This window comes from Enterobacter cloacae complex sp. P43RS (assembly GCF_014930585.1).
Taxonomy (GTDB): domain Bacteria; phylum Pseudomonadota; class Gammaproteobacteria; order Enterobacterales; family Enterobacteriaceae; genus Enterobacter; species Enterobacter bugandensis.
Map to the genome: position 1 here is coordinate 47,244 of NZ_JADBRJ010000015.1, position 13,480 is coordinate 60,723.

General features: G+C 50.4%; 26 protein-coding genes. 25 read left to right on the forward strand and 1 reads right to left on the reverse strand.

Features of this window, described 5'->3' with window-relative positions; all coding sequences use genetic code 11:
* The first annotated feature begins 11 nt into the window (after positions 1–11).
* From tuf to bfr, 3 genes are all read left to right on the forward strand, one after another.
* The gene (tuf, locus tag IM294_RS20470) at positions 12–1,196 is read left to right on the forward strand and encodes an elongation factor Tu (RefSeq protein ID WP_014068448.1); all 1,185 of its coding nucleotides are present in this window, start codon (positions 12–14) and stop codon (positions 1,194–1,196) included.
* A 176-nt stretch (positions 1,197–1,372) separates the two neighbouring features.
* Complete coding sequence (gene bfd / locus IM294_RS20475) at positions 1,373–1,567, forward strand: bacterioferritin-associated ferredoxin (protein ID WP_003863268.1); 195 nt, start codon at positions 1,373–1,375, stop codon at positions 1,565–1,567.
* Between the two features lie 72 nt (positions 1,568–1,639).
* Positions 1,640–2,116, forward strand: coding sequence for a bacterioferritin (gene bfr, locus IM294_RS20480; protein ID WP_028014636.1), 477 nt, complete (start codon positions 1,640–1,642; stop codon positions 2,114–2,116).
* On the opposite strand, the gene IM294_RS20485 is transcribed toward bfr, so the two are convergent.
* The gene (locus IM294_RS20485; protein ID WP_193360384.1) at positions 2,100–2,573 is read right to left on the reverse strand and encodes an A24 family peptidase; all 474 of its coding nucleotides are present in this window, start codon (positions 2,571–2,573) and stop codon (positions 2,100–2,102) included. The genes bfr and IM294_RS20485 overlap by 17 nt on opposite strands.
* Positions 2,574–2,954: 381 nt before the next feature.
* Between IM294_RS20485 and rpsJ the strand changes: the two genes are divergently transcribed.
* The 22 genes from rpsJ (at position 2,955) to secY (ending at position 13,458) form a co-directional block, all read left to right on the forward strand.
* Positions 2,955–3,266: a 30S ribosomal protein S10 gene (gene rpsJ / locus IM294_RS20490; RefSeq protein WP_001181005.1), complete on the forward strand. Its 312-nt coding sequence runs from the start codon at positions 2,955–2,957 to the stop codon at positions 3,264–3,266.
* A 32-nt stretch (positions 3,267–3,298) separates the two neighbouring features.
* Entirely contained in the window at positions 3,299–3,928 is a 630-nt protein-coding gene (rplC, locus tag IM294_RS20495) for a 50S ribosomal protein L3 (protein ID WP_003863274.1), read from the forward strand.
* Positions 3,929–3,938: 10 nt separating this feature from the next.
* Positions 3,939–4,544 (forward strand): 50S ribosomal protein L4, encoded by a 606-nt coding sequence (rplD, locus tag IM294_RS20500; RefSeq protein ID WP_000424395.1) that lies wholly within the window; start codon positions 3,939–3,941, stop codon positions 4,542–4,544.
* Entirely contained in the window at positions 4,541–4,843 is a 303-nt protein-coding gene (rplW, locus tag IM294_RS20505) for a 50S ribosomal protein L23 (protein ID WP_000617546.1), read from the forward strand. Before rplD ends, rplW begins: the two co-directional genes overlap by 4 nt.
* 17 nt (positions 4,844–4,860) lie before the next feature.
* Positions 4,861–5,682 carry a 50S ribosomal protein L2 gene (rplB, locus tag IM294_RS20510; RefSeq protein ID WP_000301859.1) on the forward strand — a complete coding sequence of 274 codons (822 nt, stop codon included), beginning with the start codon at positions 4,861–4,863 and terminating at the stop codon, positions 5,680–5,682.
* A gap of 16 nt (positions 5,683–5,698) precedes the next feature.
* A complete protein-coding gene (gene rpsS, locus IM294_RS20515; protein WP_001138117.1) occupies positions 5,699–5,977 on the forward strand; it encodes a 30S ribosomal protein S19 in 279 nt (92 codons plus the stop codon).
* Between the two features lie 14 nt (positions 5,978–5,991).
* Positions 5,992–6,324, forward strand: a complete 333-nt coding sequence (gene rplV / locus IM294_RS20520; RefSeq protein WP_002919773.1) for a 50S ribosomal protein L22 — start codon at positions 5,992–5,994, stop codon at positions 6,322–6,324.
* Positions 6,325–6,341: 17 nt separating this feature from the next.
* Positions 6,342–7,043 carry a 30S ribosomal protein S3 gene (gene rpsC, locus IM294_RS20525; protein WP_000529945.1) on the forward strand — a complete coding sequence of 234 codons (702 nt, stop codon included), beginning with the start codon at positions 6,342–6,344 and terminating at the stop codon, positions 7,041–7,043.
* 12 nt (positions 7,044–7,055) lie between these two features.
* A complete protein-coding gene (rplP, locus tag IM294_RS20530) occupies positions 7,056–7,466 on the forward strand; it encodes a 50S ribosomal protein L16 (protein WP_002919759.1) in 411 nt (136 codons plus the stop codon).
* The gene (rpmC, locus tag IM294_RS20535) at positions 7,466–7,657 is read left to right on the forward strand and encodes a 50S ribosomal protein L29 (RefSeq protein WP_003863282.1); all 192 of its coding nucleotides are present in this window, start codon (positions 7,466–7,468) and stop codon (positions 7,655–7,657) included. Before rplP ends, rpmC begins: the two co-directional genes overlap by 1 nt.
* Positions 7,657–7,911: a 30S ribosomal protein S17 gene (gene rpsQ / locus IM294_RS20540; protein WP_008503489.1), complete on the forward strand. Its 255-nt coding sequence runs from the start codon at positions 7,657–7,659 to the stop codon at positions 7,909–7,911. Before rpmC ends, rpsQ begins: the two co-directional genes overlap by 1 nt.
* Before the next feature lie 166 nt (positions 7,912–8,077).
* Positions 8,078–8,449 (forward strand): 50S ribosomal protein L14, encoded by a 372-nt coding sequence (gene rplN / locus IM294_RS20545; RefSeq protein WP_002919748.1) that lies wholly within the window; start codon positions 8,078–8,080, stop codon positions 8,447–8,449.
* A 10-nt stretch (positions 8,450–8,459) separates the two neighbouring features.
* Positions 8,460–8,774, forward strand: coding sequence for a 50S ribosomal protein L24 (rplX, locus tag IM294_RS20550; protein ID WP_003863287.1), 315 nt, complete (start codon positions 8,460–8,462; stop codon positions 8,772–8,774).
* Between the two features lie 14 nt (positions 8,775–8,788).
* Positions 8,789–9,328 carry a 50S ribosomal protein L5 gene (gene rplE, locus IM294_RS20555; protein WP_001096202.1) on the forward strand — a complete coding sequence of 180 codons (540 nt, stop codon included), beginning with the start codon at positions 8,789–8,791 and terminating at the stop codon, positions 9,326–9,328.
* Positions 9,329–9,342: 14 nt separating this feature from the next.
* Positions 9,343–9,648: a 30S ribosomal protein S14 gene (gene rpsN / locus IM294_RS20560; RefSeq protein ID WP_003863291.1), complete on the forward strand. Its 306-nt coding sequence runs from the start codon at positions 9,343–9,345 to the stop codon at positions 9,646–9,648.
* Positions 9,649–9,678: 30 nt separating this feature from the next.
* Positions 9,679–10,071, forward strand: a complete 393-nt coding sequence (gene rpsH / locus IM294_RS20565) for a 30S ribosomal protein S8 (protein WP_006178918.1) — start codon at positions 9,679–9,681, stop codon at positions 10,069–10,071.
* Between the two features lie 12 nt (positions 10,072–10,083).
* Positions 10,084–10,617 carry a 50S ribosomal protein L6 gene (gene rplF, locus IM294_RS20570; protein ID WP_003863296.1) on the forward strand — a complete coding sequence of 178 codons (534 nt, stop codon included), beginning with the start codon at positions 10,084–10,086 and terminating at the stop codon, positions 10,615–10,617.
* Positions 10,618–10,626: 9 nt separating this feature from the next.
* A complete protein-coding gene (gene rplR / locus IM294_RS20575) occupies positions 10,627–10,980 on the forward strand; it encodes a 50S ribosomal protein L18 (RefSeq protein ID WP_003863297.1) in 354 nt (117 codons plus the stop codon).
* Between the two features lie 14 nt (positions 10,981–10,994).
* Complete coding sequence (gene rpsE, locus IM294_RS20580; protein WP_003863299.1) at positions 10,995–11,495, forward strand: 30S ribosomal protein S5; 501 nt, start codon at positions 10,995–10,997, stop codon at positions 11,493–11,495.
* Positions 11,496–11,501: 6 nt separating this feature from the next.
* Complete coding sequence (gene rpmD, locus IM294_RS20585) at positions 11,502–11,681, forward strand: 50S ribosomal protein L30 (protein WP_003863301.1); 180 nt, start codon at positions 11,502–11,504, stop codon at positions 11,679–11,681.
* Between the two features lie 3 nt (positions 11,682–11,684).
* Positions 11,685–12,119 (forward strand): 50S ribosomal protein L15, encoded by a 435-nt coding sequence (gene rplO / locus IM294_RS20590; protein WP_014885468.1) that lies wholly within the window; start codon positions 11,685–11,687, stop codon positions 12,117–12,119.
* Positions 12,120–12,126: 7 nt separating this feature from the next.
* On the forward strand, positions 12,127–13,458 hold the full coding sequence (gene secY / locus IM294_RS20595) for a preprotein translocase subunit SecY (RefSeq protein ID WP_003863305.1): 1,332 nt from the start codon (positions 12,127–12,129) through the stop codon (positions 13,456–13,458).
* Positions 13,459–13,480: the final 22 nt, after the last annotated feature.

A 13,480-nucleotide genomic window follows, 5' to 3' on the forward strand; every position in this document is an offset into this window, starting at 1 on the left:
GGAATATAGCCGTGTCTAAAGAAAAATTTGAACGTACAAAACCGCACGTCAACGTTGGTACTATCGGCCACGTTGACCATGGTAAAACTACCCTGACCGCTGCAATCACTACCGTTCTGGCTAAAACCTACGGTGGTTCTGCTCGTGCATTCGACCAGATCGATAACGCGCCAGAAGAAAAAGCTCGTGGTATCACCATCAACACCTCTCACGTTGAGTACGACACCCCGACTCGCCACTACGCACACGTAGACTGCCCAGGCCACGCCGACTATGTTAAAAACATGATCACCGGTGCTGCGCAGATGGACGGCGCGATCCTGGTTGTTGCTGCGACTGACGGCCCAATGCCTCAGACTCGTGAGCACATCCTGCTGGGTCGTCAGGTAGGCGTTCCTTTCATCATCGTGTTCCTGAACAAATGCGACATGGTTGATGACGAAGAGCTGCTGGAACTGGTAGAGATGGAAGTTCGTGAACTGCTGTCTCAGTACGATTTCCCGGGCGACGACACTCCAATCGTTCGCGGTTCCGCGCTGAAAGCGCTGGAAGGCGAAGCAGAGTGGGAAGCGAAAATCATCGAACTGGCTGGCTTCCTGGATTCTTACATCCCAGAACCAGAGCGTGCGATTGACAAGCCATTCCTGCTGCCAATCGAAGACGTATTCTCCATCTCCGGTCGTGGTACCGTTGTTACCGGTCGTGTAGAGCGCGGTATCATCAAAGTTGGTGAAGAAGTTGAAATCGTTGGTATCAAAGAGACTGCGAAGTCTACCTGTACTGGCGTTGAAATGTTCCGCAAACTGTTGGACGAAGGCCGTGCTGGTGAGAACGTTGGTGTTCTGCTGCGTGGTATCAAACGTGAAGAAATCGAACGTGGTCAGGTTCTGGCGAAGCCAGGCTCAATCAAGCCACACACCAAGTTCGAATCTGAAGTGTACATTCTGTCCAAAGACGAAGGCGGCCGTCATACTCCGTTCTTCAAAGGCTACCGTCCACAGTTCTACTTCCGTACAACTGACGTGACCGGTACCATCGAACTGCCAGAAGGCGTAGAGATGGTAATGCCAGGCGACAACATCAAGATGGTTGTGACTCTGATCCACCCAATCGCGATGGACGACGGTCTGCGTTTCGCAATCCGTGAAGGCGGCCGTACCGTTGGCGCGGGCGTTGTTGCTAAAGTTCTGGGCTAATTAATTATCCCTGAATAAAAAAGGACGCTTCGGCGTCCTTTTTTGTTTTCTGTACCTTTCCTTGTCACAAAATTTCGCATTTTTTAACCGCTCCCGGCCCGTATCCTGGCGTATGTGCTATTGTAATCATAACCATTCTCACTTACACTTTGCGCATATTTTGAACGGGAGTCTCTATGTACGTTTGTTTATGTAATGGTGTAAGCGACAAGAAAATTCGTCAGGCCGTTCGCCAGTTTCAGCCACAATCTTTCCAGCAGCTTCGCAAATTTGTTCCGGTGGGAAATCAATGCGGTAAATGCGTTCGCGCAGCGCGTGAGATCATGCAGGACGAACTGATGCAGATCCCGGAATTCAAAGAGATCGCGTAAGCCTCTATCTTTTTTTTGACATCCCCGTAGCCCGTTCTACGCTTCAATGAGTGGAAGCGGAGGGACTATATAATGAAAGGTGATGTTAAAATCATAAGTTATCTCAATAAATTATTGGGAAATGAGCTTGTCGCAATCAACCAGTACTTTCTTCACGCGAGAATGTTTAAAAACTGGGGTCTGACACGTCTGAATGACGTTGAGTACCATGAATCTATAGATGAGATGAAACACGCCGATAAATACATCGAGCGTATCTTATTCCTTGAAGGCATCCCAAACCTGCAGGATCTCGGCAAGCTGGGCATCGGTGAGGATGTCGAAGAGATGCTGCGTTCTGACCTCCGGCTGGAGCTGGAAGGTGCGAAAGATCTGCGTGAAGCCATTGCTTATGCTGACAGCGTCCATGACTATGTGAGCCGCGATATGATGATCCAGATCCTTGCCGATGAAGAAGGCCACATTGACTGGCTGGAAACCGAGCTGGATCTCATTAGCAAAATTGGCCTTCAGAACTACCTACAGTCTCAGATCAAAGTGGAAAATTAATCAGATTTTCCCATCCAACGCATAAACCCGCTGCTGCCAGAAATGGTCCAAAAGGCAGTGGGTTTTTTAATGCTCCTTTATCTGAGGTGAGAAATGAAAAAACAAGAATGCAAAGCAGCGCCATAAGCGCGGCGAGTAACGCCAGCGTAGGCAGTATGCACCAGCCATGCCACGCACCAAGTCCTGCCAGATACTTCACATCGCCATATCCCATTCCTTCCCGCCGGCAGATAAGCCGATAGCCCCAGTAAATCAAGGCAAAACCAAGATATCCAGCCACCGCCCCCATTACGGCACTCGGCAGAAAATCAGGATGGATAAAGACCTGGTAGAGCAGGCCCGTCCAGAGCAGCGGGCAGAGAAATTTATGGGGCAGCAAACCGTCGCGAATATCAGCGCGTACGAGTAAGGCCGTCAGAGAAAAATAGATCATCAGGAAGGGGAGGGTGGTTAGCATGGAAAAGGCCTCAAAAGGTTTTGAGCGCATACTCGTTACAATCTGCCTGTTCGGCAACGCACAAAAACAGCAATTGCGTAGCGGCGTCAAATAAAAAAATTCAGAAAGGATATACGGCGTAAAAAGTTGCGCAGTCCTACGCATACTGAGCCTTTGACGCTTAATTTCTAAACGGCACTTGCGTCTTTCTCTGATTTACGTATAATGCGCGGGCTTGTCGTAATTGACGGCGGGTTCAATCAGAACCAGAGTAGCTCATTTTGTTACTCAACAATGCTCCCAATTGGGGGGCTACGTAAGAACGGTTACACTCTCCCATCAATCGTAATGGGTTTGAGGAGTAATCATTTTCGTTTATAAAATAATTGGAGCTCTGGTCTCATGCAGAACCAAAGAATCCGTATCCGCCTTAAAGCGTTTGATCATCGTCTGATCGATCAATCAACCGCGGAAATCGTCGAGACTGCTAAGCGCACTGGTGCGCAAGTCCGTGGTCCGATCCCGCTGCCGACCCGCAAAGAGCGCTTCACCGTTCTGATCTCCCCGCACGTCAACAAAGACGCGCGCGATCAGTACGAAATCCGCACTCACAAGCGTCTGGTTGACATCGTTGAGCCAACTGAGAAAACCGTTGATGCTCTGATGCGTCTGGATCTGGCTGCCGGTGTAGACGTGCAGATCAGCCTGGGTTAATCAGGTCATCGAGCGATTGAGAGGTTGAAACAATGATTGGTTTAGTCGGTAAAAAAGTGGGTATGACCCGCATCTTCACTGAAGATGGCGTTTCTATCCCAGTAACCGTAATCGAAGTTGAAGCAAACCGCGTTACTCAGGTTAAAGATCTGGCTAACGATGGCTACCGCGCTATTCAGGTTACCACTGGTGCTAAAAAAGCTAACCGTGTAACCAAACCAGAAGCGGGTCACTTCGCTAAAGCTGGCGTAGAAGCTGGCCGTGGTCTGTGGGAATTCCGTCTTGCTGAAGGCGAAGAGTTCACCGTAGGTCAGGACATTAGCGTTGAGCTGTTTGCTGACGTTAAAAAAGTTGACGTAACCGGTACCTCTAAAGGTAAAGGTTTTGCTGGTACCGTTAAGCGCTGGAACTTCCGTACCCAGGACGCTACTCACGGTAACTCCTTGTCTCACCGCGTTCCGGGTTCTATCGGTCAGAACCAGACTCCGGGCAAAGTGTTCAAAGGCAAGAAAATGGCAGGTCAGCTGGGTAACGAACGTGTAACCGTTCAGAGCCTGGACGTAGTACGTGTTGACGCTGAGCGCAACCTGCTGCTGGTTAAAGGTGCGGTCCCGGGTGCAACCGGTAGCGACCTGATCGTTAAACCAGCTGTGAAGGCGTAAGGGGATAGCAATGGAATTAGTATTGAAAGACGCGCAGAGCGCGCTGACTGTTTCCGAAACTACCTTCGGTCGTGATTTCAACGAAGCGCTGGTTCACCAGGTTGTTGTTGCTTATGCAGCTGGTGCTCGTCAGGGTACTCGTGCTCAGAAGACTCGTGCTGAAGTAACTGGTTCTGGCAAAAAGCCATGGCGCCAGAAAGGTACCGGCCGTGCGCGTTCAGGTTCTATCAAGAGCCCGATCTGGCGTTCAGGTGGCGTGACCTTCGCTGCGCGTCCACAGGACCACAGTCAAAAAGTTAACAAAAAGATGTACCGCGGCGCGCTGAAAAGCATCCTGTCCGAACTGGTACGTCAGGATCGTCTGATCGTTGTCGAGAAGTTCTCTGTTGAAGCGCCTAAAACTAAGCTGCTGGCACAGAAACTGAAAGACATGGCTCTGGAAGATGTGCTGATCATCACCGGTGAGCTGGACGAGAACCTGTTCCTGGCCGCACGTAACCTGCACAAGGTTGACGTACGCGATGCGACTGGTATCGACCCGGTTAGCCTGATCGCCTTCGACAAAGTCGTAATGACTGCTGATGCTGTTAAGCAAGTTGAGGAGATGCTGGCATGATTCGTGAAGAACGTCTGCTGAAGGTGCTTCGCGCACCGCACGTTTCTGAAAAAGCGTCTACTGCGATGGAAAAAACAAACACCATCGTTCTCAAAGTTGCTAAAGACGCGACCAAAGCAGAGATCAAAGCTGCTGTGCAGAAACTGTTTGAAGTCGAAGTCGAAGTCGTTAACACCCTGGTAGTTAAAGGGAAAGTTAAACGTCACGGACAGCGTATCGGTCGTCGTAGCGACTGGAAAAAAGCTTACGTCACCCTGAAAGAAGGCCAGAACCTGGACTTCGTTGGCGGCGCTGAGTAAGTCGGAGGAGTAATACAATGGCAGTTGTTAAATGTAAACCGACATCTCCGGGTCGTCGCCACGTAGTTAAAGTGGTTAACCCTGAGCTGCACAAGGGCAAACCTTTTGCTCCGTTGCTGGAAAAAAACAGCAAATCCGGTGGTCGTAACAACAATGGCCGTATCACCACTCGTCACATCGGTGGTGGCCACAAGCAGGCTTATCGTATTGTTGACTTCAAACGCAACAAAGACGGTATCCCAGCAGTTGTTGAACGTCTTGAGTACGATCCGAACCGTTCCGCGAATATCGCGCTGGTTCTGTACAAAGACGGCGAACGCCGTTACATCCTGGCCCCTAAAGGCCTGAAAGCTGGCGACCAGATTCAGTCTGGCGTTGATGCTGCAATCAAAGCAGGCAACACCCTGCCGATGCGCAATATCCCGGTTGGTTCTACCGTTCATAACGTAGAAATGAAACCAGGTAAAGGCGGTCAGCTGGCACGTTCCGCTGGTACTTACGTTCAGATCGTTGCGCGTGACGGTGCTTATGTCACCCTGCGTCTGCGTTCTGGTGAAATGCGTAAAGTCGAAGCAGACTGCCGCGCTACTCTGGGCGAAGTTGGCAATGCTGAGCATATGCTGCGCGTTCTGGGTAAAGCTGGTGCTGCACGCTGGCGTGGTGTTCGTCCTACCGTTCGCGGTACTGCGATGAACCCAGTCGACCACCCACATGGTGGTGGTGAAGGTCGTAACTTTGGTAAGCACCCGGTAACTCCGTGGGGCGTTCAGACCAAAGGTAAGAAGACCCGCAGCAACAAGCGTACTGATAAATTTATCGTACGTCGCCGTAGCAAATAATTTTAGAGGATAAGCCATGCCACGTTCTCTCAAGAAAGGTCCTTTTATTGACCTGCACTTGCTGAAGAAGGTAGAGAAAGCGGTGGAAAGCGGAGACAAGAAGCCCCTGCGCACTTGGTCCCGTCGTTCAACGATCTTTCCTAACATGATCGGTTTGACCATCGCTGTCCATAATGGTCGTCAGCACGTTCCAGTCTTTGTTACCGACGAAATGGTTGGTCACAAACTGGGTGAATTCGCACCGACTCGTACTTATCGCGGCCACGCTGCTGATAAAAAAGCGAAGAAGAAATAAGGTAGGAGGAAGAGATGGAAACTTTAGCTCAACATCGCCATGCTCGTTCTTCTGCACAGAAGGTTCGCCTTGTTGCTGACCTGATTCGCGGTAAGAAAGTGTCGCAGGCCCTGGACATCCTGACCTATACCAACAAGAAAGCTGCGGTATTGGTCAAGAAAGTACTGGAATCTGCCATTGCTAACGCTGAACACAACGATGGCGCTGACATCGACGATCTGAAAGTCGCGAAAATTTTCGTAGATGAAGGCCCAAGCATGAAGCGCATTATGCCGCGTGCGAAAGGTCGTGCAGATCGCATCCTGAAGCGCACCAGCCACATTACTGTGGTTGTGTCCGATCGCTGAGACTCTGGAGACTAGCAATGGGTCAGAAAGTACATCCTAATGGTATTCGCCTGGGTATTGTAAAACCATGGAACTCTACCTGGTTTGCGAACACCAAAGAATTCGCTGACAACCTGGACAGCGATTTTAAAGTACGTCAGTACCTGACTAAGGAACTGGCTAAAGCGTCTGTATCTCGTATCGTTATCGAGCGTCCAGCGAAGAGCATCCGTGTGACTATTCACACTGCTCGTCCTGGCATCGTTATCGGTAAGAAAGGCGAAGACGTAGAAAAACTGCGCAAGGTCGTAGCGGATATCGCTGGCGTTCCTGCACAGATCAATATCGCTGAAGTTCGTAAGCCTGAACTGGACGCTAAATTGGTTGCTGACAGCATCACTTCTCAGCTGGAACGTCGTGTTATGTTCCGTCGTGCTATGAAGCGTGCTGTACAGAACGCAATGCGTCTGGGCGCTAAAGGTATCAAAGTTGAAGTTAGCGGCCGTCTGGGCGGCGCGGAAATCGCACGTACCGAATGGTACCGTGAAGGTCGCGTACCGCTGCACACTCTGCGTGCTGACATCGACTACAACACCTCTGAAGCGCACACCACTTACGGTGTAATCGGCGTTAAGGTATGGATCTTCAAAGGTGAGATCCTGGGTGGTATGGCTGCTGTTGAACAACCGGAAAAACCGGCTGCTCAACCTAAAAAGCAGCAGCGTAAAGGCCGTAAATAAGGAGCGTCGCTGATGTTACAACCAAAGCGTACAAAATTCCGTAAAGTGCACAAAGGCCGCAACCGTGGTCTGGCGCAGGGTACGGATGTTAGCTTCGGCACTTTCGGTCTGAAAGCTGTTGGCCGTGGTCGTCTGACTGCACGTCAGATCGAAGCAGCACGTCGTGCAATGACCCGTGCAGTTAAGCGTCAAGGTAAGATCTGGATCCGTGTATTCCCGGACAAACCGATCACCGAGAAGCCACTGGAAGTTCGTATGGGTAAAGGTAAAGGTAACGTGGAGTACTGGGTTGCCTTGATCCAACCGGGCAAAGTCCTTTATGAAATGGACGGTGTTCCGGAAGAGCTGGCCCGTGAAGCCTTCGGCCTGGCAGCAGCGAAACTGCCTATCAAAACCACCTTTGTAACTAAGACGGTGATGTAATGAAAGCAAAAGAGCTGCGTGAAAAAAGCGTTGAAGAGCTGAACGCTGAGCTGCTGAACCTGCTGCGTGAGCAGTTCAACCTGCGCATGCAGGCTGCAAGTGGCCAGCTGCAACAGACTCACCTGCTGAAGCAAGTGCGTCGCAATGTTGCACGCGTTAAGACTTTACTGACTCAGAAGGCGGGTGCGTAATGACCGATAAAATCCGTACTCTGCAAGGTCGTGTTGTTAGCGACAAAATGGAGAAATCCATTGTTGTAGCTATCGAACGTATTGTGAAACACCCGATCTACGGTAAATTCATCAAGCGTACGACCAAACTGCACGTACATGACGAGAACAACGAATGTGGTATCGGCGACAAGGTTGAAATCCGTGAATGCCGTCCACTGTCCAAGACTAAGTCCTGGACGCTGGTTCGCGTTGTAGAGAAAGCGGTTCTGTAATACAGTACGCCTTCTCAATACGAATAAACGGCTCAGCGATGAGCCGTTTATTTTTTCTACCCATATTGCAGAAGCGGTGTTATAATGCCGCGCCCTCGATATGGGGCTTTTTAACGGCTCTGATTTTAGAGTCTCAGGTAGTAGTTGACATTAGCGGAGCACTAAAATGATCCAAGAACAGACTATGCTGAACGTCGCCGACAACTCCGGTGCACGTCGCGTAATGTGTATCAAGGTTCTGGGTGGCTCGCACCGTCGCTACGCAGGCGTAGGCGACATCATCAAGATCACCATCAAGGAAGCAATTCCACGTGGTAAGGTCAAAAAAGGTGATGTGCTGAAGGCGGTAGTGGTGCGCACCAAGAAGGGTGTTCGTCGCCCTGACGGTTCTGTCATTCGCTTCGATGGTAATGCATGCGTTATTTTAAACAATAACAGCGAGCAGCCTATCGGCACGCGTATCTTTGGGCCGGTAACTCGTGAACTTCGTACTGAGAAGTTCATGAAAATTATCTCTCTGGCACCAGAAGTACTCTAAGGAGCGAATCATGGCAGCGAAAATCCGTCGTGATGACGAAGTTATCGTGTTAACCGGTAAAGATAAAGGTAAACGCGGTAAAGTAAAAAATGTTCTGTCTTCCGGCAAACTTGTCGTTGAAGGTATCAACCTGGTTAAGAAACATCAGAAGCCGGTTCCGGCCCTGAACCAACCAGGCGGCATCGTTGAAAAAGAAGCTGCTATTCAGGTTTCTAACGTTGCAATCTTCAATGCGGCTACCGGTAAGGCTGACCGTGTAGGCTTTAGATTCGAAGACGGCAAAAAAGTCCGTTTCTTCAAGTCTAACAGCGAAACTATCAAGTAATTTGGAGTAGTACGATGGCGAAACTGCATGATTACTACAAAGACGAAGTAGTTAAGAAACTCATGACCGAGTTTAACTACAATTCTGTCATGCAAGTCCCTCGGGTCGAGAAGATCACCCTGAACATGGGTGTTGGTGAAGCGATCGCTGACAAGAAACTGCTGGATAACGCAGCAGCTGATCTGACAGCAATCTCCGGTCAAAAACCGCTGATCACCAAAGCACGCAAATCTGTTGCAGGCTTCAAAATCCGTCAGGGCTATCCGATCGGCTGTAAAGTAACTCTGCGTGGCGAACGCATGTGGGAGTTCTTTGAGCGCCTGATCACTATTGCTGTTCCACGTATCCGTGACTTCCGTGGCCTGTCCGCTAAGTCTTTCGACGGTCGTGGTAACTACAGCATGGGTGTCCGTGAGCAGATCATCTTCCCAGAAATCGACTACGATAAAGTCGACCGCGTGCGTGGTTTGGATATTACCATTACCACTACTGCGAAATCTGACGAAGAAGGCCGTGCTCTGCTGGCTGCCTTTGACTTCCCGTTCCGCAAGTAAGGTAGGGTTACTGAATGGCTAAGCAATCAATGAAAGCACGCGAAGTAAAGCGCGTAGCTTTAGCTGATAAATTCTTCGCTAAACGCGCTGAACTGAAAGCGATCATTTCTGATGTGAACGCTTCCGACGAAGATCGTTGGAATGCGGTTCTCAAGCTGCAGTCTCTGCCGCGTGATTCCAGCCCGTCTCGTCAGCGTAACCGCTGTCGTCAAACAGGTCGTCCACATGGTTATGTGGGCAAGTTTGGGTTGAGCCGTATCAAACTGCGTGAAGCCGCCATGCGCGGTGAAGTGCCAGGCTTGAAAAAGGCTAGCTGGTAATTACCAATTGAATCACGGGAGTAAAGACAGATGAGCATGCAAGATCCGATCGCGGATATGCTGACCCGTATCCGTAACGGTCAGGCCGCGAACAAAGTTGCGGTCACCATGCCTTCCGCCAAGCTGAAAGTGGCAATTGCCAACGTGCTGAAGGAAGAAGGTTTTATCGAAGATTTTAAAGTTGAAGGCGACACCAAGCCGGAACTGGAACTTACTCTCAAGTATTTCCAGGGTAAAGCTGTTGTAGAAAGCATTCAGCGTGTCAGCCGCCCAGGTCTGCGCATCTATAAGAAAAAAGATGAGCTGCCAAAAGTTATGGCTGGCCTTGGTATCGCAGTTGTTTCTACCTCTAAAGGTGTTATGACTGATCGTGCAGCGCGCCAGGCTGGTCTTGGTGGCGAAATTATCTGCTACGTAGCCTAATCGGAGGAAAGAATGTCTCGTGTTGCTAAAGCACCGGTCGTTATTCCTGCCGGCGTTGATGTAAAAATCGACGGTCAGGTTATTACGATCAAAGGTAAAAACGGCGAGCTGACTCGTACCCTCAACAAAGCTGTTGAAGTTAAACATGCAGATAACGCTCTGACCTTCGGTCCACGTGATGGTTTCGTGGATGGATGGGCTCAGGCTGGTACCGCGCGTGCCCTGCTGAACTCAATGGTTGTTGGTGTTACCGAAGGCTTCACTAAAAAGCTTCAGCTGGTTGGTGTAGGTTATCGTGCAGCTATCAAAGGGAATGCAGTAGGCCTGTCTCTGGGCTTCTCACACCCTGTTGAGCATCCGCTGCCGGCCGGTATCACTGCAGAATGTCCGACTCAAACTGAAATCGTGCTGAAAGGCGCTGATAAACAGCTGATCGGTCAGGTTGCAGCAGATCTGCGCGCCTACCGTCGTCCTGAGCCTTACAAAGGCAAGGGTGTTCGTTACGCCGACGAAGTCGTGCGTACCAAAGAGGCTAAGAAGAAGTAAGGTAACACTATGGATAAGAAATCTGCTCGTATCCGTCGTGCGACCCGCGCACGCCGCAAGCTCAAAGAGCTGGGTGCAACTCGCCTGGTGGTACATCGTACCCCGCGTCATATTTACGCACAGGTAATTGCACCGAACGGTTCTGAAGTTCTGGTAGCTGCTTCTACTGTAGAAAAAGCTATCTCAGAACAATTGAAGTACACCGGTAACAAAGACGCCGCTGCAGCTGTAGGTAAAGCTGTTGCAGAACGCGCTCTGGAAAAAGGCATCAGCAATGTTTCCTTTGACCGTTCCGGGTTCCAATATCATGGTCGTGTCCAGGCACTGGCAGATGCTGCCCGTGAAGCTGGCCTTCAGTTCTAAGGTAGAGGTGTAAGATGGCTCACATCGAAAAACAGGCTGGCGAACTGCAGGAAAAGCTGATCGCGGTAAACCGCGTATCTAAAACCGTTAAAGGTGGTCGTATTTTCTCCTTCACAGCTCTGACTGTAGTAGGCGATGGTAACGGTCGCGTTGGTTTTGGTTACGGTAAAGCGCGTGAAGTTCCAGCAGCGATCCAGAAAGCGATGGAAAAAGCCCGTCGCAATATGATTAACGTCGCGCTGAACAACGGCACCCTGCAGCACCCAGTTAAAGGTGTTCACACGGGTTCTCGTGTATTCATGCAGCCAGCTTCAGAAGGTACCGGTATCATCGCCGGTGGTGCAATGCGCGCCGTTCTGGAAGTTGCTGGGGTTCATAACGTTCTGGCTAAAGCATATGGTTCCACCAACCCGATCAACGTGGTTCGTGCAACTATTGATGGCCTGGAAAATATGAATTCTCCAGAAATGGTCGCTGCCAAGCGTGGTAAATCCGTTGAAGAAATTCTGGGGTAATTGACCATGGCAAAGACTATTAAAATCACTCAAACCCGCAGTGCAATCGGTCGTCTGCCGAAACACAAGGCAACGCTGCTTGGCCTGGGTCTGCGTCGTATTGGTCATACCGTTGAGCGCGAGGATACTCCTGCTGTTCGTGGTATGGTCAACGCGGTTTACTTCATGGTTAAAGTTGAGGAGTAAGAGATGCGTTTAAATACTCTGTCTCCGGCCGAAGGCTCTAAAAAGGCGGGTAAACGCCTGGGTCGTGGTATCGGTTCTGGCCTCGGCAAAACCGGTGGTCGTGGTCACAAAGGTCAGAACTCTCGTTCTGGCGGTGGCGTACGTCGCGGTTTCGAGGGTGGCCAGATGCCACTGTACCGTCGTCTGCCGAAGTTCGGCTTCACCTCTCGCAAAGCAGCGATCACAGCGGAAATCCGTCTGTCTGACCTGGCGAAAGTTGAAGGCGGCGTTGTAGACCTGAACACGCTGAAAGCGGCTAACATTATCGGTATTCAGATCGAGTTCGCGAAAGTGATCCTGTCTGGTGAAGTTTCTACTCCGGTAACTGTTCGTGGCCTGCGTGTTACTAAAGGTGCTCGTGCTGCTATCGAAGCTGCTGGCGGTAAAATTGAGGAATAAGTAGCAGATGGCTAAGCAACCGGGATTAGATTTTCAAAGTGCCAAAGGTGGATTTGGCGAGCTGAAACGCAGACTGCTGTTTGTTATCGGCGCGCTGATTGTGTTCCGTATTGGCTCTTTTATTCCGATCCCTGGTATCGATGCCGCTGTACTTGCCAAACTGCTTGAGCAACAGCGAGGCACCATCATTGAAATGTTCAACATGTTCTCTGGTGGTGCTCTCAGCCGTGCTTCTATCTTTGCTCTGGGTATTATGCCGTACATTTCGGCATCGATTATTATCCAGCTGCTGACGGTCGTTCATCCGGCCCTGGCAGAGCTGAAGAAAGAAGGGGAGTCTGGACGTCGTAAGATTAGTCAGTACACCCGTTACGGTACTCTGGTGCTGGCAATATTCCAGTCGATCGGTATTGCTACCGGTCTGCCGAATATGCCTGGTATGCAGGGCCTGGTGTTAAACCCAGGCTTTGCATTCTATTTCACCGCTGTTGTTAGTCTGGTCACAGGGACGATGTTCCTGATGTGGCTCGGCGAACAGATTACTGAGCGTGGTATCGGTAACGGTATCTCAATCATTATCTTCGCCGGTATCGTTGCGGGACTCCCGCCGGCCATCGCCCATACTATCGAGCAAGCGCGTCAAGGCGACCTGCACTTCCTCCTGTTGCTGTTGGTTGCAGTATTAGTATTTGCAGTGACGTTCTTTGTTGTCTTCGTTGAACGTGGTCAACGCCGCATTGTGGTGAACTACGCTAAGCGTCAGCAGGGTCGTCGTGTCTATGCTGCACAGAGCACACATTTACCGCTGAAAGTGAATATGGCGGGGGTTATCCCGGCTATCTTCGCTTCCAGTATTATTCTGTTCCCGGCAACCATCGCGTCATGGTTCGGGGGCGGTACTGGTTGGAACTGGCTGACAACAATTTCGCTGTATTTGCAGCCTGGGCAACCACTTTATGTGTTACTCTATGCGTCTGCGATCATCTTCTTCTGTTTCTTCTACACGGCGTTGGTCTTCAACCCGCGTGAAACAGCAGATAACCTGAAGAAGTCCGGTGCATTTGTACCAGGAATTCGTCCGGGAGAGCAAACGGCGAAGTATATCGATAAAGTAATGACCCGCCTGACTTTGGTTGGTGCGCTTTATATTACTTTTATCTGCCTGATCCCGGAGTTCATGCGTGATGCAATGAAAGTACCGTTCTACTTCGGTGGGACCTCACTGCTTATCGTTGTTGTCGTGATTATGGACTTTATGGCTCAAGTGCAAACTCTGATGATGTCCAGTCAGTATGAGTCTGCATTGAAGAAGGCGAACCTGAAAGGCTACGGCCGCTAATTGGTCGCCTGAGAAGTTACGG